Here is a 21,738-nt window from a genome sequence, read left to right on the forward strand (position 1 = left end):
GCCCCACCACCGCCCCCACGACCCCCCCCACGCTATCTCAATCGCCGGTTCCCCCCCCCCCCCCCCCCGGGGGGGCCCGCCCCCCCCCGGCCCCCGCCCGACGGGCGTTGCCGTCACCTACCGTCACAGGAGGTTGCCACTATGCTCTGCCTGCGATGACTCTCACCGACCGCCTGCCGGCCACCCCCGACCCCGACGTGCTCTACGACACCTTCGCCGAGTGGGCGGGGGAACGGGGGCTGTCGCTGTACCCGGCGCAGCAGGAGGCGTTGATAGAGATCGTCTCCGGCTCGAACGTCATCCTCAGCACGCCCACCGGCTCGGGCAAGTCGCTGGTCGCCATCGGCGCGCACTTCGCCGCCCTGGCGGAGGGCAAGCGGACCTTCTACACCGCGCCGATCAAGGCCCTGGTGTCGGAGAAGTTCTTCGCCCTGATCGACACCTTCGGCGCGGCCAACGTCGGCATGATGACCGGTGACGCCAGCGTCAACGAGACCGCGCCGATCATCTGCTGCACCGCCGAGATCCTGGCCAACATCGCCCTGCGCGACGGGACGCGCGCCGAGGTCGGCCAGGTGGTGATGGACGAGTTCCACTTCTACTCCGAGCCGGACCGCGGCTGGGCGTGGCAGGTGCCGCTGATCGAACTGCCGCAGGCCCAGTTCCTGCTGATGTCCGCGACCCTGGGCGACGTCGCGTTCTTCGAGGAGGACCTGACCCGCCGCACCGGCCGCACCACGTCGGTCGTGCGTTCCGCCGAACGACCGGTGCCGCTGAACTTCCAGTACGTCACCACCCCGCTGCACGAGACGATCGAGGAGCTCCTGCACGGCCGCGAGGCCCCGGTCTACGTCGTGCACTTCACCCAGGCCTCGGCCCTGGAACGCGCGCAGTCGCTGATGAGCGTGAACGTCGCCACCCGCGCCGAGAAGGACGCCATCGCGTCGATGATCGGCCGCTTCCGGTTCACGTCGGGGTTCGGCAAGACGTTGTCCCGCTTGGTCCGGCACGGCATCGGCGTGCACCACGCGGGGATGCTGCCGAAGTACCGGCGGCTGGTGGAGCAGCTGGCGCAGGCGGGCCTGCTCAAGGTCATCTGCGGCACGGACACCCTCGGCGTCGGCATCAACGTGCCGATCCGCACGGTCGTGTTCACCGCCCTGTCGAAGTACGACGGCCAGCGCACCCGCCACCTCAAGGCGCGCGAGTTCCACCAGATCGCGGGACGGGCGGGCCGCGCGGGCTACGACACCGTCGGCACGGTCGTGGTGCAGGCGCCCGACCACGTGGTGGAGAACGAGAAGGCGCTGGCCAAGGCGGGTGACGACCCGAAGAAGCGGCGCAAGGTGGTGCGCAAGAAGGCGCCCGAGGGTTTCGTGTCGTGGAGCGACCAGACCTTCGAACGGCTCAAGACCGCCGAGCCGGAACCGCTGACGTCGAGCTTCCAGGTCAGCCACGCCATGCTGCTCAACGTGATCGGCAGGCCCGGCGACGCGTTCGGCGCGATGCGGCACCTCCTGGAGGACAACCACGAGGACCGGCCCGCGCAGCGCAGGCACATCCTGCGCGCCATCCAGATGTACCGGGGCCTGCTGGCCGCGGGCGTGGTGGAGCGGCAGGGCGGCGAGATCCGGCTCACCGTGGACCTCCAGGTGAACTTCGCGCTCAACCAGCCGCTGTCGCCGTTCGCGCTGGCCGCGATCGAGCTGCTGGACCGCGAGTCGCCGTCGTACCCGCTGGACGTGCTGTCGGTGGTCGAGTCCACTCTGGACGACCCGCGCCAGGTGCTGTCCGCGCAGGAGCACAAGGCGCGCGGCGAGGCCATCGGCGCGATGAAGTCCGAGGGCATCGAGTACGACCAGCGGATGGAGCTGCTGGAGGAGGTGACCTACCCGAAGCCGCTCGCCGAGCTGCTGGAGGCCGCGTTCACCACCTACCGGCGGGGGCACCCGTGGGTCGCCGACCACCACCTGTCGCCGAAGTCCGTGGTGCGGGACATGTTCGAGCGGGCGATGACCTTCACCGAGTACGTCTCGCACTACCAGTTGGCGCGGTCGGAGGGCCTGGTGCTGCGGTACCTCGCCGACGCGTACAAGGCGCTGCGGCAGACCGTGCCCGAGGACGCCAAGACCGAGGAGCTCAGCGACCTCCAGGAGTGGTTGGGCGAGCTGGTCCGCCAGGTCGACTCCAGCCTGCTGGACGAGTGGGAGAAGTTGCGCAACCCCTCCGAGGACACCGCGGAGGCCTCCACCGACGACGCGCCGCCCGCCGTCACCGGCAACGTGCGCGCGTTCCGGGTGCTGGTGCGCAACGCGTTGTTCCGGCGGGTGGAGCTGGCGGCCAGGCGCAACTACTACGAGCTCGGTCAGCTGGACGGGGACGCGGGCTGGTCGGCCGAGGACTGGCAGGACGCGCTGGAGCCGTACTTCGAGGAGCACGACGAGATCGGCATGGGGCCGGACGCGCGCGGGCCGGCGCTGCTGGTGATCACCGAGGAGCCGGGGCTGTGGCGCGTCCGGCAGATCCTGGACGACCCGGCGAAGGACCACGACTGGGGCTTCACCGCCGAGGTCGACCTGGCCGGGTCCGACGAGATCGGCACGGCGGCGCTGCGGATCACCGAAGTGGGCAGGCTGTAGCAGGCCTGGGGTCCATCCGGTGGTACTGCGGTCCGGACCTGCGTACGAGCATGTCAAGGTCGGGAGAGAACGGAGGCGGTTGACCCTGTCTCAGGACGAGTTCGGCGTGCTGGGGTCCCTCGTGGTCCGCCGGGACGGCCGCTCGGTCCCGGTCACCGCCGCCAAGCACCGCATCGTCCTGGCGACCCTGCTGCTGGACGCGAACCGCTCGGTGCCCGCGAGCGACCTGATCCGCCGGGTGTGGGGCGAGACGCCGCCGGACCGCGCGGCGCAGACCCTGCCGGTGTACGTGATGCGGTTGCGGCGCACGCTCGGCGAGCCGCAGCTCATCCACACCACGCCGACCGGCTACCGGATCGACGTGCCGCCCGAGGCGCTGGACCTGCACCGGTTCGCCACGTCGGCCGAGGAGGGCGCGAAGCTCGCCGCCGCCGAGGACTTCACCGCCGCCGCCGAGGCCTACGAACGCGCGCTGGAGTGCTGGCACGGTCCGCCGCTGGCCGACGTGCCGTCGGAGTCGCTGCACGAGACCGAGGTGCCGAACCTCGCCGAGCAGCGGCTGCGGGTGATCTCCGAGCTGGTCGACGTGAAGCTGCGGCTGGGCCGGTCCGACGAGGTGATCGCGGACCTGCGCAGGCTGACCGCGCAGCACCCGTTGCGGGAGCGGTTCTGGTCGCAGCTGATGGTGGCGCTGTACCGGGTGGACCGGCAGGCCGACGCGCTGGACGCCTACCGGCAGGCGTCGACGGCGTTGGCGCGGGAGCTGGGCGTGGACCCGAGCGATTCGCTGCGCGCGGTGCACCACGCGATCCTCACCGGCGACCCGGCGCTGCACCAGCCGGCCGCGAGCACGTGGGCGCCGGTGTCGCAGCTGCCCGCGCCGGTGGGCAACTTCGTGGGCCGCGCCGCGGAGCTGACCCGGGTGACGGGGCTGCTGACGCGGGCGACGGCGACCGTCGTGGTGAGCGGGCCGCCGGGTGTGGGCAAGACGGCGTTCGCCACCTCGGTGGGGCACGCGGTGCGCGACCGGTACCCCGACGGGCAGCTGTACGTGAACCTGCGCGGGCACGCCTCGTCGCCGCCGCTGCCGACCTCCGCGGTGCTGGCGCGGTTCCTGCGGGCGATGGGCGTGCGGGCCGACCACATCCCGGTGGACACCGAGGAGCTGGTCCGCGGCTACCGGGCCCGGCTGCGCGGCAGGCGGGTGCTGATCACGCTGGACAACGCGGCGTCGGTGGAGCAGGTGCTGCCGCTGCTGCCCGGCGACCCCGGCTGCTCGGTGGTGATCACCAGCCGCAACGAGCTGCGGCTGCGTGCGACGACCGTGCGGCTGGACGTGCTGCGCGGCGACGAGGCGTGGAAGCTGCTGGCGCGGTCGTTGGGGCCGGAGGCGGCGGTGGCGCAGTTCGACGCGCTGGGCGAGCTGGCCCGGCTGTGCGGGTACCTGCCGCTGGCGCTGCGGATCGCGTTGGGCAACCTGGTCGGCGCGCCGCACGTCGACGTCGCGTCGTACGTCGAGGAGCTGCGCGGCGGTGACCGGCTGGCGGCGCTGGCGGTGGACAACGACGACACGGCGGCGGTGCGACGGGCGTTCGACCTGTCGTACGCGGCGTTGGCGCCGGGGGCGGCGCGGCTGTTCCGGTTGACCGGGCTGCTGCCGGGGCCGGACTTCAGCGTGTTCGGCGCGGCGGCGCTGCTGGACGCGTCGCAGGACGTGGCGCGCGGGCTGCTGGAGGACCTGGCGTCGGCGCACCTGGTGCAGCGGGTCGGGGTGGACCGGTTCGCGCTGCACGACCTGCTGCGCGACTACGCGGCCGACCGCGCCGAGGCGGCCGGTGAGGACCTGGTCGCGGCGCGGGGACGGCTGTTCGACTGGTACCTGCGCACGTCGCTGGAGGTCGGCGACGTGCTGTACCCGGAGCTGGGCGCGTCCGGGCCGCCCCGGATGACGCCGGACGTGGCCAGGGCGTGGCTGGACGCGGAACGGCCCAGCGTGCTGGCGGCGACCGAGCACTGCGCGGCGCACGGTCCGCTGCCGATGGCGTGGCGGCTGATCGACGCGGTCGGCGGGTACTTCGGCTCCCACGGCCACCACGTGGAGTTCGTGCACGCGATCGACGCCGCGCTGGGTGCCGCGCGGGCCGAGGGCGACCACGACGCGGAGACGTTGATGCTGGTGTGGCTCGCGGCCGAGCACCGCAACCTGGGCAACCTGCGGTCGGCGCAGCGGTACCTGCGGTCGGCGCGACCGGTCGGGCGGACGGTGTGGCTGCACGCCGGGCTGGACGGGGTGGTGCACCTGGAGCTGGGCGAGCTGCCGTCGGCGTTCGCCTCGTTCGAGCGGCTGATGGCGTTGAGCGGGCAGGAGTGGGCCGGGCCGCACGTGCGGATCGGGGCGCTCGCCGGGCTCGGTGCGCTGCGGTTGATGCGCGGCGAGTCGGTGGCGGCGAAGTCGTTGCTGGCCGAGGGGCTGGAGCTGGCGAGGTCGGCCGACGGGGTGAACCTGGAGGCGGCCTGCGCGGCGTTGTTGGGGCGGTGCCACACGGCGGTCGGCGAGTACGAGCGGGCGGTGGAGCTGCTGCGGCACGCGTTGGCGGCGTGGCACCGGACCGGGGCGCGGCACGCGCGGGCCGAGGCGATGGCGCACCTGGCGGCGGCACTGTGCCTGGGCGGTGAGCACGCGGAGGCGCTGCGGACGGCCCAGCGGTCGTTGGCGCTGGTGCAGGAGCTGGGCGGCAGCCCGCGCATCGAGTCGGAGGTGCACAACGCCCTCGGCGTGGTGCTGTGCCACCTCGGTAAACCGACCCGCGCCCTGGCGGCCCACCTGCGCGCGCTGGAACTGGCCACGTCGTCCGACTACCGCTACGGCATCGCCCGCTCCCACGTCCACCTGATCCGCGCCATGGCCGTCGACGGCCGCCGCGCGGAAGCCCTCCGGCACGCCCGCGTCGGCCGGGACCTGGCATTGCGCTGCGGCTTCGGCGAGTTCGAGGCCATGGCCACCACCGCCCTGTCCGAACTCACCTGACCCCGGACGCGACCTGGTCCGAGCGGTGGGGAGGTCAGCTGGCAGTCGTCTTCGCGACGAGGCGTCGCTCGACGTAGGCCAGGTCGAGGGAGCAGTGGTCGGCGAGACGCTCGTGCTTGCGCCGCAGCAGAGGATCGATCGTCTGCCCCTCGCGCGGGGTGACCACGACCATCGGCCTCGTGGACATCGCCACGGCCGCGTTCACGGCCGCCCACAGGAGATCCCGGAAGGTGCCCGGCTTGCCCCAGCACACGTACCTCCGCGCACCACTGAGGACCGCGTGGCAGTGCATGGGCTTCTCCCGGATCGTGTTCGACACGATGGTCCAACCGTCACCCAAGGAGCGACGCACCAGCTCCGCCGGGTCGGTGAGGCGCTTGCTGGTGTACTCGGCGAACGGTCCCACGCCCTCGAGCGCACGGGCGTACTCCTTCAGCGGGCCGTCCTTCAGCCAGACCCTGATGTGCTCGGCGGTGTACCAGTCCGCGAGTTCACCGCCGATGGCCGGATCCTCGATCCACCGGGCGTACTGCCGGGTCTTGTCGCGCGCCGACATCGCCTCCCAGTCGAGCGACTCCACCTGCAGGTACAACTCCCGGACCACCGCCTCGCGAACGGCCTTCGGTATCTCAAGATCCGTGGTCAACACTCCCCCTCCACGTCGACGCGCCTGACGTCAGCGCGCACCGGCGGTTCGGACGGCTCGGGCCACCTGCTCGGCGACGGTCACCGGGTCCTCGTGCTCCCACGCCCGGATCACCGTCCAGCCGGCATCGCCCAGCAACCGGTTGGTCGTCTCGTCGCGCTGTTTGTTGCCTTCGATCTTCCGCCGCCAGAACTCCGCGTTGGTCGATGCCGGTCGGTAGTGCTCCGGACAACCGTGCCAGTAACAACCATCGACGAACACCGCGACCTTGGCGCGTGGGAACACCACGTCGGCGGTCCGCCGGACCTCGGCCACGGGTCGTGTCGAGACCCTGTACCGCAGGCCACGCGCGTGGAGCAGTGAGCGCAACCGCATCTCTGGAGCCGTGTCCCGCCCCCTGTTGCCGCGCATCGAGGCGCGCACATCGGGCGAGGACGCCCAAGACCCCTCCGCTCGCGTCTCGTCTCGTACGAGCCCTGCGATCCGGGCGTGCTCCCATCCGGCGGCGAGGTTCTTGATCCGCGAGGGCTGGTCCACGGCACAGAGGTATCTGGCACGCACCTGGCCGCCGTCGGTCCAACGCAAATAGGCGTGCACGGAGCCGGAGGCACGGCGCCTCAGTTCCACGGTGCCCAGCGCCTCCCCTCCCGCGATGGGGACGACCCTGCGGTGACGGCCTCCGGCGACCCGGTCCTGCTCCGCGGACGCGGCGGTACGGCTCCGCCCCCTGGGTGCCTTCCACGCCCGTTCGGGCAGGGGGCGTTCATCGACGCGGGCAGCCGCGGCCCGTCCCCCACCGGTCACGATCCGTTCGCCACCTCGTCGAGGCTCCGGGCGACCGCCTTCGCGAACACCTCGCCCAATCGAACCGGCACGGCGTTGCCAAGTTGGCGCATCTTCTCCCCCCTCGGGCCGCTGAGCTTCCAGCTGTCCGGGAAGGTCATGACCCGCGCGGTCTCCCGGACGGTCATGTAGCGGTGGCGGTACACCCGGTCCTCGAGCGACGCGGCCTCGTCGAGGAGGTCGTCGGTAAGCATCACGGACTCGCCGCCGGGTACACCGTGGACACCGGCCTTCACGGTCTTGGCCGGCCGGTCCAACTCGTTCGGGGTGTGTCCAGGGTAGATTCTCGCGTCCGGCCACCCGATGTGATCGGTGATCGGTCCCTCGGGGAAGTACTCGCGACGGTCCAACCTGTCCCAGGTGATCGGCTGAAGCGGTTCATTACCGTCCACGCCCATGACGGCGTCCCTGAGCGTCCGCCAGGGCAGGAGGCCGTCGTTCGCCAGTGGAACCTGGGTATACCGGTTCATGGCTCGCTGACGCACGTGGTCGGGTACCTCCGGGTGCCTCGCCCAGTACTCACCGCTGTGCATGGAGTGGATAAGCGCCGCTTCCGAATGGGTCGGTCGCACTGCCTTCCTGAAGGCGTCCAAATCGACCCCGAGGTCCGCGCGGAACGCGACGATGATGACCCGGTTCCTGATCTGAGGAACGCCGTAGTCGGCAGCGTTGACCTGGGTCATGACGACCTCGTAGCGCATCTGCGGGTCGACGGAATCCTCGTCGATCCCCTTCAGCACGGCGTCGTGCTCCAGCCACGTCGACGCCGGGTCGCGTTCTTTGAAGGGGAGCGACAGCTCCCGGAGGATGTAGTCGAAGTAGGGCCTGAACGAAGGGCGGAGCAGACCACGAACGTTCTCGCAGATCACGGCCTTGGGCTGGATCTCGCGCACCGCGCGGAACATCTGCGGGAACATGTTGCGCCTGTCCTCGTCACCCTTGGCGACGCCGCCCAGGCTGAAGGGCTGGCACGGTGGTCCGCCGGCGATGATGTCGACCTTCCCGTGCAGGTAGCCCATTTTCAGCTCCTGCACGTCCCCGGGCACGACCAACCAGGGGTCCTCCGGACCGGGGATCCGTTCCTCCTCGCCCCGCAACTCCATGTCGTTGGCCAGCAGGGTGTCACAGGCGTGCTTGGCGAACTCGTTGAGCAGCAGAGGCCGAAACCCGGCGTTGTGCACGGCCATGGCGAGGCCGCCACCCCCCGCGAACAACTCGACCGATGTCCGGTCTTGCGCAGGCTTCCTCGGGCGTCGCGGCACGGCGGGCAGCCTAGCGCAGACCATCCCGCCGATCTCTGCAGCGGGGGCGGTGGCACCCCAGGTCACGGGACCTCTCACCCCGCTCCCCGAGGCAATGCCGGCGGCGTCCCCGTCACACCGGCTCTGGCTTCATCCAGGACGGAGTACGGCGGCCTGCCGGAATCCTGCGTCCTGTAGGCGAGCGGCCTCCTGTCCGACGGCGCGGCGTCCCCCGGAAGCTCCAGTCGAATCGCCATCACGACTTCCCGCGGATCCTCGTCGACCGACCCGGGATCGTAATCCGGTTCCGTGCTGACAACCGGGTACAGGAGCATCACACCGCTGGAGGGGTTCTGGGTCTTGAGCGATTCGACCCCGGCGCGGTCGGCGCTCGTGGAGTTACCGCGCAAACGCGGTGTTCCCGCCGTCGGGTCCAACGCGCGACCGTGCAGGCTCAACGGACCGATACCCCGGAGGATTCCCCGGCGGCCGCCCTTCTGCTGCGGCATGACGACCTTCCAGTCGCGGATCTGATCCTCGTCCAGGCCGATGAGCCAGGCCAGGTCGGGCTTGAAGGTGTCCTCGTGCGCCCATTGCAGTTTGCTGAGGGCAGCGATCATCTTGTTGTGCGTGACAGTGCCCAGAAAACCCTGGGTCGTTCCCCTCAGCGAGACCAGACTGCCTTCGTTCACGGCGGCCACCAACAGTGGAACACAGGCATCGATGTTGCTTTCGAGGACGTCAGTCCTGCTCAGTTCCGGGTAACCGGAACTGGGTTCCTTGGTGAGGGTGCGGCGCTCCACCAATACCGCGTTGTACATCTTCGCCGCCGCCGTGGGACGCAACACCCTGCTCGTCACCAGAGGAGGCACCTGCGCGGGCGTCACCGCCGGGCGGCCGTCGATCATCTTGGCGTACTGGCGCAACTCGGCGCGGAACTCCTCCTCATCGCGACAGATCGACTCGAACGCATCCCTGAGCCCTCGCGTGACGTACAGGCGGACAAGGTCGCGGTACCCGGCTCGGAATCCGAACCAGCGACCCATCTGCATCAGCGCGTCGGCGTCCTTAACGTCACGTCGGTAGTACGACACCGTGAGGCCCTCGACGGTGAAGCCACGTGCCAGCTTGTTGCCTCCGACGAGGATCCGCCAAACATCGTGCTGCCCGAAGTCGAGGTCGTCCTGTTCGATGTCCTTGTCACTGTTGACCACGAGGACCGGGTTGCCCTTGGGGCTGATGCGTCGGATCGCCTCGCCGAGGTGGCGTGCCAACTCCTCGAACGAGTCAGGCGTGGGCAGCTCCGGCTCTATCGCGCGCGACACGGGCAGCAGGTCTCGCTCGTACAGCTCCCGCAACCGCGGGTGGCTGCTCGGGCTGTAGTAGCCGGCCTCCGCCCAGGTTCGCTTGATGATCCCGGCGGTGTCGCGGTGCACGGCCGTCCTCATGGCCTCGTGGACGAGCATCGTGTGGTGCTTGTACGAACCGGCGCCCCGGTTCTTCCGGAACAGTTTGACCGCGGCCGCCAGGACGAAGAAGTCCATGGCCTCCTGGAGGTCCGCGTGCTCGTCACTGGCGGCGAGCAGCCGGACGTGGGCCTTCTCCTTCGAGTTGGCGTAGGTCCGTTCCTCCAGGGGGACCGCGAGGTCGAGGTCGTGGAACTCCGCCGCGCCCATGTAGGCGGGCGGTCGTTCCAGGGAGATGAGGAAGTCCTTCGGAAAGATGTCCTGCGCGTCGCCCGGGTCCACGAAGACGTTGGCGAACGGCGTGGCCGTGTAGCCGACGTACTGGCCGCGCGGCAGCATCCCCAACAACTTGGAGATGAGCCGGTTGATGCTGGTGCGCTCGGTCTTGCCGTCGTCCCAGCGCTTCGGGTTGGTCGTGTTGATCGATGCCTGGTCGGACTCGTCGTCGATGATCAGGGTGGGGATGTCCTGCAACTTCGCGGTGATGGCGCCGAGGTCCTTGGCGAGCTTCTCCAGGACGCCGCTGTTCTTCTTGACGATCACCAGGCGCGCGTCGGCGCGGAACAGGTTGTCCGGGTGGTTCAGCGGCTTGGCGCGGTCGAACCGCTCGAAGTCGAGCGCCTTGATCCCCTGCTTGAGGCTGCGGTAGTCGAACCGGTACGTCGTCATGCGGTGGATGTCGGGCCGCCCGATGTCGGCCGGTTGCGCGCCGTGGCTGACGAACCGGCCGTCCGCCCAGTCCTGATCGGCCTGGTAGTCGACGTCCACGAGGGCTTCGGGGTTGTTGAGGTCGATGCCGCGCAGGATGTTCTCGCGACCGACGAGTTCCATGTCGATCCGGCGCTGAGTCTGCTCCCGCAGGAGGTTGGTGGTACCGGTGAGCACGATCACCAGCCGGTACCCCGCGTCGACCGCCTTGGAGATGACGCCGGTGAAGTTCGCCGTCTTGCCGCTCTGCACGTAACCGACGACCAGACCCTTCGCTTGGTACGGCTCCTTCCTGGTCGGGTCGCTCAGTCGCTCGACGACATGGGTCGTGGCGGTGTCGAGCTTGGTCACGGCCTCGGGTGACCAGCCCCGCCGTTCGGTCAGGTAGTCGGCGTAGTGGGTCCAGTAGAAGTCGCGCTTCTGGCGCACCTGAGCCGTGTACCAGGGCTCCCAGTCGTCCGCGATGACCACGGTGCCGTCCGGATCCGCGATCGGGAACAACTCGTCGAACAGGTTCGCGGTGGCCTCGTCGACCTTCAACCGGCGGGTGATCACCTCACGACGCGCGCGGGTGTGGGGTCCGGTGTTCTCGGCCCAACGCACGTCCTCGGGACGAGCACCGTCCCAGGCGGCGATCCTGAGGTGCAGGGCCAGGCGTAGTTCGTCATCCGGGCCTGCGTCCGCGAGATAGTCGCGGAGGGCCGCGTCGGACGTGTCGACGAAGGCGTCGAGTTCCTCGGCCGCGCTGCCGGCCTTGTCGTGCAGGTTACCGGGACCGAGTCGCCTCATGGCGTCGAGCGCGCTGATGTAGGCGTCGGCGAGTGGCTCCGTCATCACTGTCCTTCGAAGGCCAGGGCCGAGCGCAACACGTCGACCGGCTCGTCGTGGGCGACCCCGGTGAGGTCGACCCGGTACTTGATCTCCGGCACGTGGACGAGACCGGCCGCGCCCGCGGCGAAGCCCTCGCGTGTCAGCCGCGGGAATCCGCCGTCCACCGCGTAGGCGAGCGACGGCGTCCGCCTGGTCCACTTCGTGTCGCAAGTCGGTGCGAGGCGGTCGGTCCACCCGACCATGCCGAGCCCGGCCTCGAACTCGTCACCGGCCGCTCCCGCGCCGACCGCCCGGCGAACCGCGTCGATCAGTTCGGGCAGACTGGTTCCGGAGCCGAGGCCCGCCTGGGTGATCTGGTGGGAGACCAACCACAGTGATCGGTCACCGGTGGGCAGCAACTGCGTCCAGGACTCGATCCAGTGGCTCCTCCTCTCACCACTGGTCGTCTTCACCTCGACGTCGAGGACCGCCAGGCCGAAGTCGTGCTCCTCGAAGGCACTGCCCCGCCACGCGCGCACGGCGGCATCCGGTCCCAAGGAACCGATCAGCCCACCGAGCACCAGAAGTTCACCGAGGAGGCCGATCTCCTTCTCCGGCGAGAAGCGCTCGGTCCGTTGCAGCAGCAGCGAGAGCTGTCGCAACGTGAGGCGCAGCGCGTCGGCGGGACGCATCCCGTCGAGTTGGATCCTGTCCGACATGGCGCACAGCAACGGGTAGGCGTCGCGGTACAGCGCCGGATCGGTGACGACCACCTCCAGGCACTGATGGCCGTCGTTCCAGGTGCGTCGAGCCACCAGGTGCCTCAGATTCGTCTCGGGCGGTCGGTCCTCCGAGGTGGTGCGCACCCGCAGCCCCAGTTCACGGGCACTCGGGGTGATGAACAGCACCACGTGCGGATCACCTGGGACACGCAGGACGATGGGGATCCCCTCGTCCAGGTACCTGCGCAGTCCTGCCGGTGAGAGGTGGCGTTCATCGTTCGGAGGGCTCACTGGCGCTCGGCCTTGACCGCCGTGGTGAGGAGTTCCTGCCACAGGTCGATGTTGTCCTTGTCCCTCGCACCGAGCCTGTCACCTTCGAAGACGCTCTCCACGACGAGGTAGAGAAGTGTCTTGATCAGGGGTAGGTCGTTGAGCCCGCCATGCTTGCCGCCCAGGAGCACCTTGCGGTAGCGCTTGTTCAGCCACAGGGTGTTCGCGGCCCGGTCGACCTCGAAGAACGACTCGTCGGTGAACTGGCGCCATCGGATGTCGATCGCCTCGCTGCCGGCCACCGTCGGGATCTCGTGTTCGATCGTGGCACGCACCCGAGGGGGCAACCCGGAACCGGGCATGATCATCGCCTTGCGGTTCTTGTCCCGCTCGCGCGACTTCCGGTACACCTGCTCGGCGATGTCGAGGTAGCCGGTGAACGACATGCCGTCGTCGGACCGGGCGGCCTCGCAGAGGCTCGCGAACTCCGGACCGACCTGCACCCGCGACTTCTCGGGGTTCATCCGGAAGAAGCCGACCATGCCGTCGTCGATGTCGACCTCGACCCTGGCCAGTTGCAGCCTGGGGTGCGGTGCGTGGACCCCGTCCCAGCCACCGGCGTGCAGCAGTCGGTCGTGGCGGTAGAAGTACAGACCTTGTCGCTCGACGTGGCCGCCCGGCAGCTTGAAGGCCGGGCTCGTGGACCGTCCTGGCCAGATGTGGCACCGGAACGACACCTCGACGCCGCCACTCGTCGCCCTGACGACCTTGGGGAAATCGACCCGGCCGGGACGGGTGTAGCCGAACGGGTCGAGCGGGGCGACCGGTACCCGAACGCCGCTGTACCCCGTCTCGGCGTCGCGGACCTCGAACTCGATGTTGACGCGCCCCTTCTCCAAGAACCTGTGGAAGACCAGGCCGAGGTGCTCGCCGACCGCAGTGACCGTGTGCTCGATGAAGCGCTCGACGCGGGCCGGTTCGTCACTGACCGGGAAGGCGCCGACCTCGTCCCAGCGGATGACCGTGCCGCTGCCGGACATGGGGATGTCCCAGTCACCGTCTACCTCGTCGGCCGCGAACCGCTCGGACACGATGTCGCAGTAGAAGCCCGTCACCGCCCCGTCCAGCCGCCACCGACGCCCCACAGCGGCGCTTCCGACGGCCCGCGACATGATCGAGAATGCCCTTGACTGGCTGAACGAGGCCGCCTTGAGCCCCAGCCCGAAGTGACCGAGGTCGTCCGCGCCGTAGGACCGGCGGCCGCCTACGGTCATCGCCGAGTTGATCGCCTCCGGAGTGATGCCGCGTCCGTTGTCGACCACGTAGAGGGACCGGAGCCTGCCGGCGGCCCGCACGATCCTGATCAACACGTGCGAGGCACCGGCGTCGATGGAGTTGTCCACGAGGTCCGCGAGAGCGGTTTCGAGCCTGTGGTTCCTCCCGATGGCGTCCAAGGCGCGGGGATCGGGCGGTAGTTCCACAGTGCCGTCCGTCGGAACGCCCTCAGTCCACCCGCTCATGACACTGACCTCATGTTCTCGCCGCTCACGGCGCGAGCGGCCTTCGCGGAGCCGCGTTCACGACGCGGAACTCCCACTTCGGCCTGGTACACGCACCACCCTGTCGATGCATATAGTCGCCCCCCATTGGGGTGTTACCGGCACACCAACGACGCGTGACGAGCCACCTCGACGACCAGGACCATTACCCGGCGGATGAGTTGGATTCCACCCGAATGGGCTACGGATCCCTCACCTCCGAACATGACTGAGCCGATTCGAGACTACACGGAGCGTGACCACTCTCGCTTCACCCGGCACCGTGACCGATCGGAGTGCTCAGGTCCAGCCCGGGCTGGAATGCTGAACTTCGAGCGCATCGGATGCCACCCGTGACCGGTCGGTGCGTTTTGTTTCGCGGTCCAATTGAGACCACTCCTCCGGGTCGTTGACCGGTGTGTCGATCAACGGGAGCATCGGGTTTCGTTACTTCGGCGGCTCACTCGTGGGGGATGTCATGGAATACGGTCCGCACGTCGACCTGGCGCGGATCGCGGACCCGACGCCACGCACTTCCGCCGAATTGGTCCGCGCGCTCACCGAGTTGGCGCGGCTGGCCGACGAGTGGTCCGACGTGGTGCGCGGCCTGCACGAACCGACCCGCCGGCTGGTGGGCAGCGCGGCGGCGGCGTCGGTGTCGCTGGCCGCGCGGCGGGCCGAGGAGGCGTTCCTCGAACTGGAGATGACGCTCGGTGACGCGCAGGCCGCGCGGCGGTCATTGCCCTTGGCCACCCCGACGGGCGAGGATAGGCGTCCGGTGGTCTAATCGCCGACGCTGCCGACCCGCATTGGAACTCCATGACCTCAGGACTTCCCTGCCCTCTCTGCGAGGGCCCGGAGCGCCGTGGGGCGCTTGAGCGCACGCTGCGGGTGCTCGCCGTGGACGACGAGGCCCCCGCGCTCGAAGACCTCGTCTACCTGTTGCGCTCCGACCCGCGCGTCGCCCACGTCGAAGCGGTCACGGACGCGACCAAGGCGTTGCGCACGCTGCACCGCGCCATGGACGCGGGCCAGCCGGTCGACGCGGTGTTCCTCGACATCCGGATGCCCGGCCTGGACGGGCTGGACCTGGCCCGCGTGCTGTCCCGGTTCGCCCAGCCGCCGCGGATTGTTTTCGTCACCGCGCACCAGGAACCCGCGGTCGAGGCATTCGAGCTGAAAGCGCTCGATTACCTGCTCAAGCCGGTCCGGGCGGAGCGGTTGGCCGAGTCGGTGCACCGGATCGTGCACGAAGTGCTCCATTCGAAGACGGCGGAACCGGCCGTCGCCGCGCCCACCGAGAAAACACCCGACGTGGGCGACGAGGTCATTCCGGTCGAACTGGGCGGTATCACCCGGTTCATCCGGTTGGCCGACATCCGGTACGTCGAGGCGCACGGTGATTACGCCCGGCTGCACACCGCCACCGGAAGCGGATTGGTCCGCGCCGCGCTCAACGGGCTGGAGGAGCGGTGGCGCTCCGCCGGGTTCGTCCGCATCCACCGCAGTCACCTCGTGTCACTCGGGCACATCGACGAGCTGCGGCTGGAGGACGGTCACCTGAGCGTCAACATCGGCGGCGCGGTGCTGCCGGTCAGCCGGCGGCACGCCCGGCACCTCCGGCAGCTGCTGGTGCGCCGCAACCGGCAGCCGTCGTGACCTCGCCGCAGCGACCGCCCACCCAGCGCGTCGTGGTGACGAGCCCGCGCACCCGCGCGCCGCGCGCCCCCCGCCCGTACCCCGCGTCACGCGAGATCGACGAACAGAGTGAGCTGGGCGCGGTCTACATGCGGTCCCTGATCCGGACCCAGCGACGGCTCGGGCTGCTGCTGTGCGCGGTGGTGTGCGGGAGCGTGGCCGCGCTGCCGCTGGTGTTCACGTTCGCGCCGCAGGTCGGCGCGCAGCGACTGCTCGGCCTGCCGCTGCCGTGGCTGCTGCTCGGCTTCCTGGTGTTCCCCGTGTTCGTGCTCGCGGGCTGGTTCTACGTGCGCCAGGCCGAGCGCAGCGAGCGTGAGTTCGCCGAACTGGTGGAACGTTCGTGAGCAGTGGGTACGGCATCGTCGCGGTGCTGGTCGTCGCGGTCGGCACCATGCTGGTGGGCACGTACGGGTTGCGGATCTCGCGCACGACGTCGGACTTCTTCGTCGCCTCGCGCACCGTCTCGCCGTGGTGGAACGCCTCCGCCATCGGCGGCGAGTACCTGTCGGCGGCGTCGTTCGTCGGCATCGCCGGGCTGATCTTCGCGCACGGCCCGGACATGCTGTGGTTCCCGGTCGGCTACACGGCCGGCTACCTGGTGCTGCTCGCGCTGGTCGCCGCACCCCTGCGCCGCAGCGGCGCGTACACGTTGCCGGACTTCGCCGAGGCGCGGTTCGCCTCGCCCGCGGTGCGCGCGGTGGCGAGCGTGTTCGCGCTGGCCATCGGGTGGCTGTACCTGTTGCCGCAGCTGCAGGGCGCCGGGCTGACGCTGCACACGGTCACGGGCGCGCCGGACTGGGTGGGCGCGCTGGTGGTCGCGGTGGTGGTCACCACGAACGTGATCTCCGGCGGGATGCGCAGCATCACGTTCGTGCAGGCGTTCCAGTACTGGCTCAAGCTGACCGCGATCGCGGTGCCGGTGGTGTTCCTGGTGATGGCCTGGCACGCGCACGGCGCGCGTGACCTGACCGGGCCGCAGTTCCCCGAGTTCCCGAAGCAGACCACGGTCACGTTCGACACCGACACGACGTTCGACGCCTCCCGCGCCACGCCCTACACCGGTGCCGGCCGGGTCGACGGGCAGCCGGTCGAGGGCGGCGGCGAGCTGACCGCGGGTCGGCACGAGGTGGCCGCCGGAACGCGGCTCACGTTCCCCGAGGGCGCGGCCGTGCCGCACGTGCGGTCGATCCCCTCGAACACCAACGACGTGTGGGCGCTGCCGATGCGCGGTGGCGAGCGGTTCCCCCTGTACGCGGTGTACTCGCTGATCATCGCCACGTTCCTGGGCACCATGGGCCTGCCCCACGTGATCGTGCGCTTCTACACCAACCCGAACGGCCGCGCGGCGCGGCGGACCACGTTGATCGTGCTGGGGCTGCTGGGCGTGTTCTACCTGATGCCACCGATCTACGGCGCGCTCGGTCGGCTGTACACACCGGAACTGCTGATGACCGGTGACACGGACGCGGTGGTGCTGGTGCTGCCGAGCCGGATGATCGACGGGCTGGGCGGGCAGTTGCTGGGCGCGCTGGTGGCCGGTGGTGCGTTCGCCGCGTTCCTGTCCACGTCGTCCGGGCTGATGGTGTCGCTGGCGGGCGTGCTGAGCCGGGACGTGCTGCGGTTGCGCGGTGTGCGCGGGTTCCGGGTGTCGACGGTGCTCGCGGTGCTGGTGCCGTTGGGCATGACGTGGCTGGTGGGCAAGGTGCCGGTGGCGGACATGGTGGGCCTGGCGTTCGCGGTGGCCGCGTCCTCGCTGTGCCCGCTGCTGGTGCTGGGCATCTGGAGCACGCGCATCACCACGGTCGGCGCGGTCGCCGGGATGGTCGCGGGCGGGATGCCCGCGCTGGTGGCCGGGTTGGTGACGATCAGCGCCGGTGGCCGCGACGAGTGGTACCACGTGTTCCTGGCCCGGCCCGCCGCGTGGACCGTGCCGTTGGGCTTCGTCGTGATGTACGTGGTGTCGCTGCTGACACCGCGCAAGGTGCCACCGGGGGTGAACCACGTCATGGTGCGCTTGCACGCGCCGGAGAACCTGGGTCTGCGCAGTCAGGACCGGTTGTGACCGCGCTGTGGACGGCGGGCGCGATCCTGCTCGTCGGCCTGGCCGTGGTGAGCACGCTGTGGTGGACCTCCCGCACCCGCAACGACTTCCTCACCCACGAGCAGCGCATCACGTTCGAGACGCTGCACACCGCGTGGTCCGCCGCTCCGCCGCTGCGCGCCGGGCTGGTGCCGGAGGCGGCGAAGAAGTCGGCCAAGCACCTGCGCACGCTGCTGGGCACGCCCGCGCTGGCGTTGACCGACGAGACCGAGGTCGTGGCGTGGGAGGGCGACGGCGAGCACCACGCGGCCGAGGCGATGACCCTGGCCGCCGACGTGTTCGACACCGGCCGCACCCGCGCGTTCGACATCACGTGCGACGCGCCCGACTGCCCCGTGCACACGGCCGTCCTGGCGCCGCTGACCGTGGAGGGGCGGGTGGTCGGCGTGCTGGCGGCGTACAGCCGTGAGGCGTCGGCGGGGCTCGTGCGGGCGACCAACGAGGTGGCGAGGTGGGCGTCGGGCCAACTGGAGCTGGCCGAGCTGGACCGGTCGCGGACCCGGTTGGTCGAGGCGGAGGTGCGGGCGCTGCGGGCGCAGATCTCGCCGCACTTCATCTACAACTCGTTGTCCGCCATCGCGTCCTACGTGCGCACGGACCCGGAGCGCGCTCGCACGCTGTTGCTGGACTTCGCCGACTTCACCCGCTACTCGTTCCGCCGGGCGGGTGACTTCACCACGTTGTCGGAGGAGCTGAAGTCGATCGACCAGTACCTGGCGCTGGAACGGGCCCGGTTCGGCGAACGGCTCAAGGTGACGTTGCAGATCGCGCCCGAGGTGCTGCCGGTGACCGTGCCGTTCCTGTGCCTGCAACCGCTGGTGGAGAACGCGGTGCGGCACGGGATGGAGGGCAAGGTCGGGCCGGGGCACATCTCGATCCTGGCGGCGGACGCGGGCGCGGAGGCGCACATCACCATCGAGGACGACGGCATCGGCATGGACCCCGACGCGCTGCGCCGCACGCTGGCCGGCCAGGTCGGCGAGACCGCCGGGATCGGGCTGGGGAACATCGACGAGCGGCTCCGGCGCTGTTACGGCGACGACTACGGTCTGGTCGTGGAAACGGCACAGGGGCTGGGGACGAAGATCAGCGTGAGGGTGCCGAAGTACCAGGCGGGCGTGCACGCCTAGCCGCACGGACGAGGGTGGGGCCGATGGCAGGGTCGACTGGATACGCACTGCACGGCACCATCATCGCCATCGACGTCTCCGCCATGGGCCAAGGCGGCGCGCACAGGCTGCGATCGGTCCAACGAGTGGTGTTCGAGCTGGTGCGGGCGTCGTTCGGCGACGTGGGCCTGCCTTGGGAGGAGGCGCAATACGAGAACCGCGGTGACGGGATGTTGTTCGCGCTCCCCGCAGAGGTGCCGATGGGGATCGTCGCGCAACAGTGGTTCGCCGCGCTCGCACGGCGCCTCGACGAGACCCTCTTCGACCTGCGCATGCGCGTCGCGCTGGACTTCGGCGAGGTGCTGATCGCCGACCTCGGCTTCATCGGCTCGGAGGTCGCCTTCGCCTACCGGCTCCTCGATTCGGCGGCGATGCGTGTCGCTGCGAGGACAGCGCCCCACCGGTTGAGCCTCATCGTCTCCGAGTCGTTCTTCGAGAGAGCCTTCGAGCACACCGCGGGAGCCGCCGCATTCCGGAAGGTTGCCATCGAGGTGGAGGGGACCCGTGCCGTCGCCTGGATCCGCACAGGTGAGCCTGGCGCGGTGCAGGCCGAGTGGGCGGATTTCGCGGTCCTGTACGACTCGGAGGACGCCGAGTGGGCCGAGTGGATCGCCTACCAGCTCCGGCAGGCCGGGTACTCCGCCGTCTTGGACGCGCGAGCTTTGCGGCTGTCACGGGTGCACTTCACGCCGGTGCTCGACCGCGTCGACAGGGTGTTGGTGGTCCTGTCGCAGAACCTGTCGCGTGAGGAGGTCTCCGCCGCGCTGGAACTGCCTGGTGAGGTCGTCGCGGTCCAAGTGGCGGTGAGGACCGCGACGAAGCTGTTCGACCGCACGTGCGACCTCGTCGGGCTGGAATCGCAGGCCGCCCGTGATCGGCTGTTCGCCGCGCTCGGCATCGCGGTCGGGGCGAAGGAGGCGCCGGGATACCCCGGTGAGCCCGGTCCGGCGACCCTGCCCGTGGTCCGCAGTGAGCCCCGGGCGCCGAAGCTCGCCGTGGTGGTCACCAAGCCGGACCACGTGTTCGCCAAGGCACTGAGGGAGTCGCTGGCGGGACTGCTGTCGGAGGGGACGCTGTCGCACGTGGACCTGCGGTTCGTGGACGAGAGCTTCGACTTCGACACCGTGGTCGTGCCTGCGGTCCGGGACGCGGACCTGGTGCTGCTGATCGTGAGTCGCCACCTGCTGGCCACCGGGTACGGGGCCAGCCGTGAACTCGGGGTGGCCATGGAACGGCATCGGCGTGAAGCCGCCGTGGTGCTGCCTGTGGTGTACCGGCCGACGTCGTGGGAGGAGCAGCCGTTCGGCTCCTTGGCGCCGCTGCCCACGGGTGGTCGGCCGGTGGTCGATTGGCCGAGCCAGGACGAGGCGCTGCTCAGCGTGGTCGAAGGGGTGCGGTTCGCGGTGCAGCAGTTGCGTGGTGAGCCGCCGCTGCCCGTGGACGCGAAGACCGTGGCGGAACCCCGGAGCCTGGGCGAGGTGTTCACCGTGGCAGGTGTGCCGACGGTGACGTTCGTGGAGCCGGACGACTTCGCCGAGTTCCGGATGTCCCTGCGCCAACCGGGGTTGGGCATCGTGCTCGAAGGGCCGTCCGGGATCGGGAAGACGACTCTCCTGCGCAACGCGGTCGCGCTGGACGAGGAAAGGCTCGGCGACGTCACGGTCCTCAGCGCGCGCAACCCGGCCGACCTGCCCGCCATCACCGCGTTACCCGAGAAGCACACCGGGCTGGTCGCGGTGGACGACTTCCAGCGATTACCCGAGGACCTCCAGAACAGGCTGGCCGACTACCTGAAGTTGTTGGCGGACAACGGTTCCTCCGGGCGACAGCTGGTGCTCCTCGGCATCCCCGGCACGGCGCGCAACCTGGTCTCCGTCGGCACGGACGTCGCGACGCGCATCCGGGTGTTCCGGCTCGGGGCGGCCGTCGAAGGTCTTGTCATCAAGATGATCGAGCAGGGCGAGAACGCGCTGAACATCGCGTTCGACCGCAAGGCCGAGATCTCCCGCGCCTCGGCGGGCAGCCTGCTCACCGCGCAGATGCTGTGCTGGCAGATCGCGGTCACGGCGGGGGTCGAGCAGACCGAGCCCAGCCGCAAGTCGGTGCGCACGGACCTCGCCCACGCCCGCGCCAAGGTCACCGAACGGCTGAAGCTGAAGTACCACGACGTGGTGGTCGACTTCGTCACGCGCGACCGGCCGGACGAGGCGGTGTGCGTGGACCTGCTGCTGGAGCTGGCCCGCACCCCGGACGGGATCCTCAAGCTGGACGGGCAGCGCGCGGAGCTGTTCGAGGGCCTGCGCGGCGACCACCTGTTCCACGATCCGCGCGGGCGGCGGTTGGTCGCGGACGACCCGCAGTTCCGGTTCTACCTCGGCCAACTGCGCCGCGACGACCTGCTCGAACTGGCCGGCAAGCGTTTGCCCGTGGCCCGTGACCAGGTGTTCGTCTGCTACAGCCACCAGGACGCCTACTGGCTGAACCGGCTCCAGGTGCACCTCAAGCCACTGCGGCTGGACGTCTGGTCGGACCGCCGGATCGAGCTCGGCGACCAGTGGCACCGGGAGATCACCGCCGCCCTGGCCCGCGCCAAGGTGGCGTTGGTGCTGGTCAGCGCGGACTCGCTGGCCTCGGACTACATCAACTCCGAGGAGCTGCCACGACTGCTGGCCGCCGCCGAGGAGGGCGGCTGCCGGGTCATCCCGGTGCTGGTCGGGCCGAGCCTGTTCGACGAGACGCCCGCGCTCAACCGGTTCCAGGGCGTGCCCGCGCAGACCACGCTGAGCGAGTTGCCGCCGCACGACGGCGAACGGGTGCTGGCCGACCTGGCGGCCAAGCTGGCGAACCTGCTCGGCTGAG

Annotated in this window: 14 protein-coding genes; 8 read left to right on the plus strand and 6 right to left on the minus strand. The window is 70.0% G+C overall.

What is annotated here, in order from left to right; genetic code table 11:
* Positions 1-155: 155 nt before the first annotated feature.
* On the plus strand, positions 156-2,639 hold the full coding sequence (locus tag AB0K14_RS27475) for a DUF3516 domain-containing protein (RefSeq protein WP_360449561.1): 2,484 nt from the start codon (positions 156-158) through the stop codon (positions 2,637-2,639).
* Between the two features lie 79 nt (positions 2,640-2,718).
* Entirely contained in the window at positions 2,719-5,667 is a 2,949-nt protein-coding gene (locus AB0K14_RS27480) for a BTAD domain-containing putative transcriptional regulator (RefSeq protein WP_360449559.1), read from the plus strand.
* Positions 5,668-5,701: 34 nt separating this feature from the next.
* Here AB0K14_RS27480 and AB0K14_RS27485 read toward each other — a convergent pair whose 3' ends face one another.
* From AB0K14_RS27485 to AB0K14_RS27510, 6 genes are all read right to left on the minus strand, one after another.
* On the minus strand, positions 5,702-6,313 hold the full coding sequence (locus tag AB0K14_RS27485) for a hypothetical protein (RefSeq protein WP_360449557.1): 612 nt from the start codon (positions 6,311-6,313) through the stop codon (positions 5,702-5,704).
* Positions 6,314-6,343: 30 nt separating this feature from the next.
* Positions 6,344-6,724 (minus strand): very short patch repair endonuclease, encoded by a 381-nt coding sequence (locus tag AB0K14_RS27490; RefSeq protein ID WP_360449554.1) that lies wholly within the window; start codon positions 6,722-6,724, stop codon positions 6,344-6,346.
* A gap of 389 nt (positions 6,725-7,113) precedes the next feature.
* Positions 7,114-8,442, minus strand: a complete 1,329-nt coding sequence (locus AB0K14_RS27495; protein ID WP_360449926.1) for a DNA cytosine methyltransferase — start codon at positions 8,440-8,442, stop codon at positions 7,114-7,116.
* 50 nt (positions 8,443-8,492) lie between these two features.
* Positions 8,493-11,405 carry a Z1 domain-containing protein gene (locus AB0K14_RS27500; RefSeq protein WP_364339207.1) on the minus strand — a complete coding sequence of 971 codons (2,913 nt, stop codon included), beginning with the start codon at positions 11,403-11,405 and terminating at the stop codon, positions 8,493-8,495.
* Complete coding sequence (locus AB0K14_RS27505) at positions 11,405-12,292, minus strand: PD-(D/E)XK motif protein (RefSeq protein WP_360449551.1); 888 nt, start codon at positions 12,290-12,292, stop codon at positions 11,405-11,407. The genes AB0K14_RS27500 and AB0K14_RS27505 overlap by 1 nt, the downstream gene beginning before the upstream one ends.
* A gap of 98 nt (positions 12,293-12,390) precedes the next feature.
* A complete protein-coding gene (locus AB0K14_RS27510) occupies positions 12,391-13,893 on the minus strand; it encodes an ATP-binding protein (RefSeq protein ID WP_360449549.1) in 1,503 nt (500 codons plus the stop codon).
* Between the two features lie 496 nt (positions 13,894-14,389).
* Here AB0K14_RS27510 and AB0K14_RS27515 point away from each other — a divergent pair, with 496 nt between their 5' ends.
* The 6 genes from AB0K14_RS27515 to AB0K14_RS27540 are packed head-to-tail and all read left to right on the plus strand — an operon-like array spanning position 14,390 to position 21,737.
* Positions 14,390-14,698 carry a hypothetical protein gene (locus AB0K14_RS27515; protein ID WP_360449547.1) on the plus strand — a complete coding sequence of 103 codons (309 nt, stop codon included), beginning with the start codon at positions 14,390-14,392 and terminating at the stop codon, positions 14,696-14,698.
* 32 nt (positions 14,699-14,730) lie between these two features.
* The gene (locus AB0K14_RS27520) at positions 14,731-15,570 is read left to right on the plus strand and encodes a LytTR family DNA-binding domain-containing protein (protein ID WP_360449544.1); all 840 of its coding nucleotides are present in this window, start codon (positions 14,731-14,733) and stop codon (positions 15,568-15,570) included.
* Positions 15,567-15,953 (plus strand): DUF485 domain-containing protein, encoded by a 387-nt coding sequence (locus AB0K14_RS27525; RefSeq protein WP_360449541.1) that lies wholly within the window; start codon positions 15,567-15,569, stop codon positions 15,951-15,953. The genes AB0K14_RS27520 and AB0K14_RS27525 overlap by 4 nt, the downstream gene beginning before the upstream one ends.
* On the plus strand, positions 15,950-17,671 hold the full coding sequence (locus tag AB0K14_RS27530; protein ID WP_360449538.1) for a cation acetate symporter: 1,722 nt from the start codon (positions 15,950-15,952) through the stop codon (positions 17,669-17,671). The genes AB0K14_RS27525 and AB0K14_RS27530 overlap by 4 nt, the downstream gene beginning before the upstream one ends.
* A complete protein-coding gene (locus AB0K14_RS27535) occupies positions 17,668-18,840 on the plus strand; it encodes a histidine kinase (protein WP_360449535.1) in 1,173 nt (390 codons plus the stop codon). The genes AB0K14_RS27530 and AB0K14_RS27535 overlap by 4 nt, the downstream gene beginning before the upstream one ends.
* 23 nt (positions 18,841-18,863) lie before the next feature.
* Complete coding sequence (locus AB0K14_RS27540; protein WP_360449532.1) at positions 18,864-21,737, plus strand: TIR domain-containing protein; 2,874 nt, start codon at positions 18,864-18,866, stop codon at positions 21,735-21,737.
* The last annotated feature ends 1 nt before the right edge of the window (position 21,738 follow it).

Source organism: Actinosynnema sp. NPDC050801 (assembly GCF_040673975.1).
In the GTDB taxonomy this organism is placed as follows: Bacteria; Actinomycetota; Actinomycetes; order Mycobacteriales; family Pseudonocardiaceae; genus Actinosynnema.

Bases quoted from the DNA above. Each gene is read 5' to 3' on its own strand.
- AB0K14_RS27475 (WP_360449561.1), top strand. From the start codon at position 156: ATGACTCTCACCGACCGCCTGCCGGCCACCCCCGACCCCGACGTGCTC.
- AB0K14_RS27490 (WP_360449554.1), bottom strand. From the start codon at position 6,724: ATGCGCGGCAACAGGGGGCGGGACACGGCTCCAGAGATGCGGTTGCGC.
- AB0K14_RS27495 (WP_360449926.1), bottom strand. From the start codon at position 8,442: ATGGTCTGCGCTAGGCTGCCCGCCGTGCCGCGACGCCCGAGGAAGCCT.
- AB0K14_RS27500 (WP_364339207.1), bottom strand. From the start codon at position 11,405: ATGACGGAGCCACTCGCCGACGCCTACATCAGCGCGCTCGACGCCATG.
- AB0K14_RS27510 (WP_360449549.1), bottom strand. From the start codon at position 13,893: ATGAGCGGGTGGACTGAGGGCGTTCCGACGGACGGCACTGTGGAACTA.
- AB0K14_RS27515 (WP_360449547.1), top strand. From the start codon at position 14,390: ATGGAATACGGTCCGCACGTCGACCTGGCGCGGATCGCGGACCCGACG.
- AB0K14_RS27520 (WP_360449544.1), top strand. From the start codon at position 14,731: ATGACCTCAGGACTTCCCTGCCCTCTCTGCGAGGGCCCGGAGCGCCGT.
- AB0K14_RS27540 (WP_360449532.1), top strand. From the start codon at position 18,864: ATGGCAGGGTCGACTGGATACGCACTGCACGGCACCATCATCGCCATC.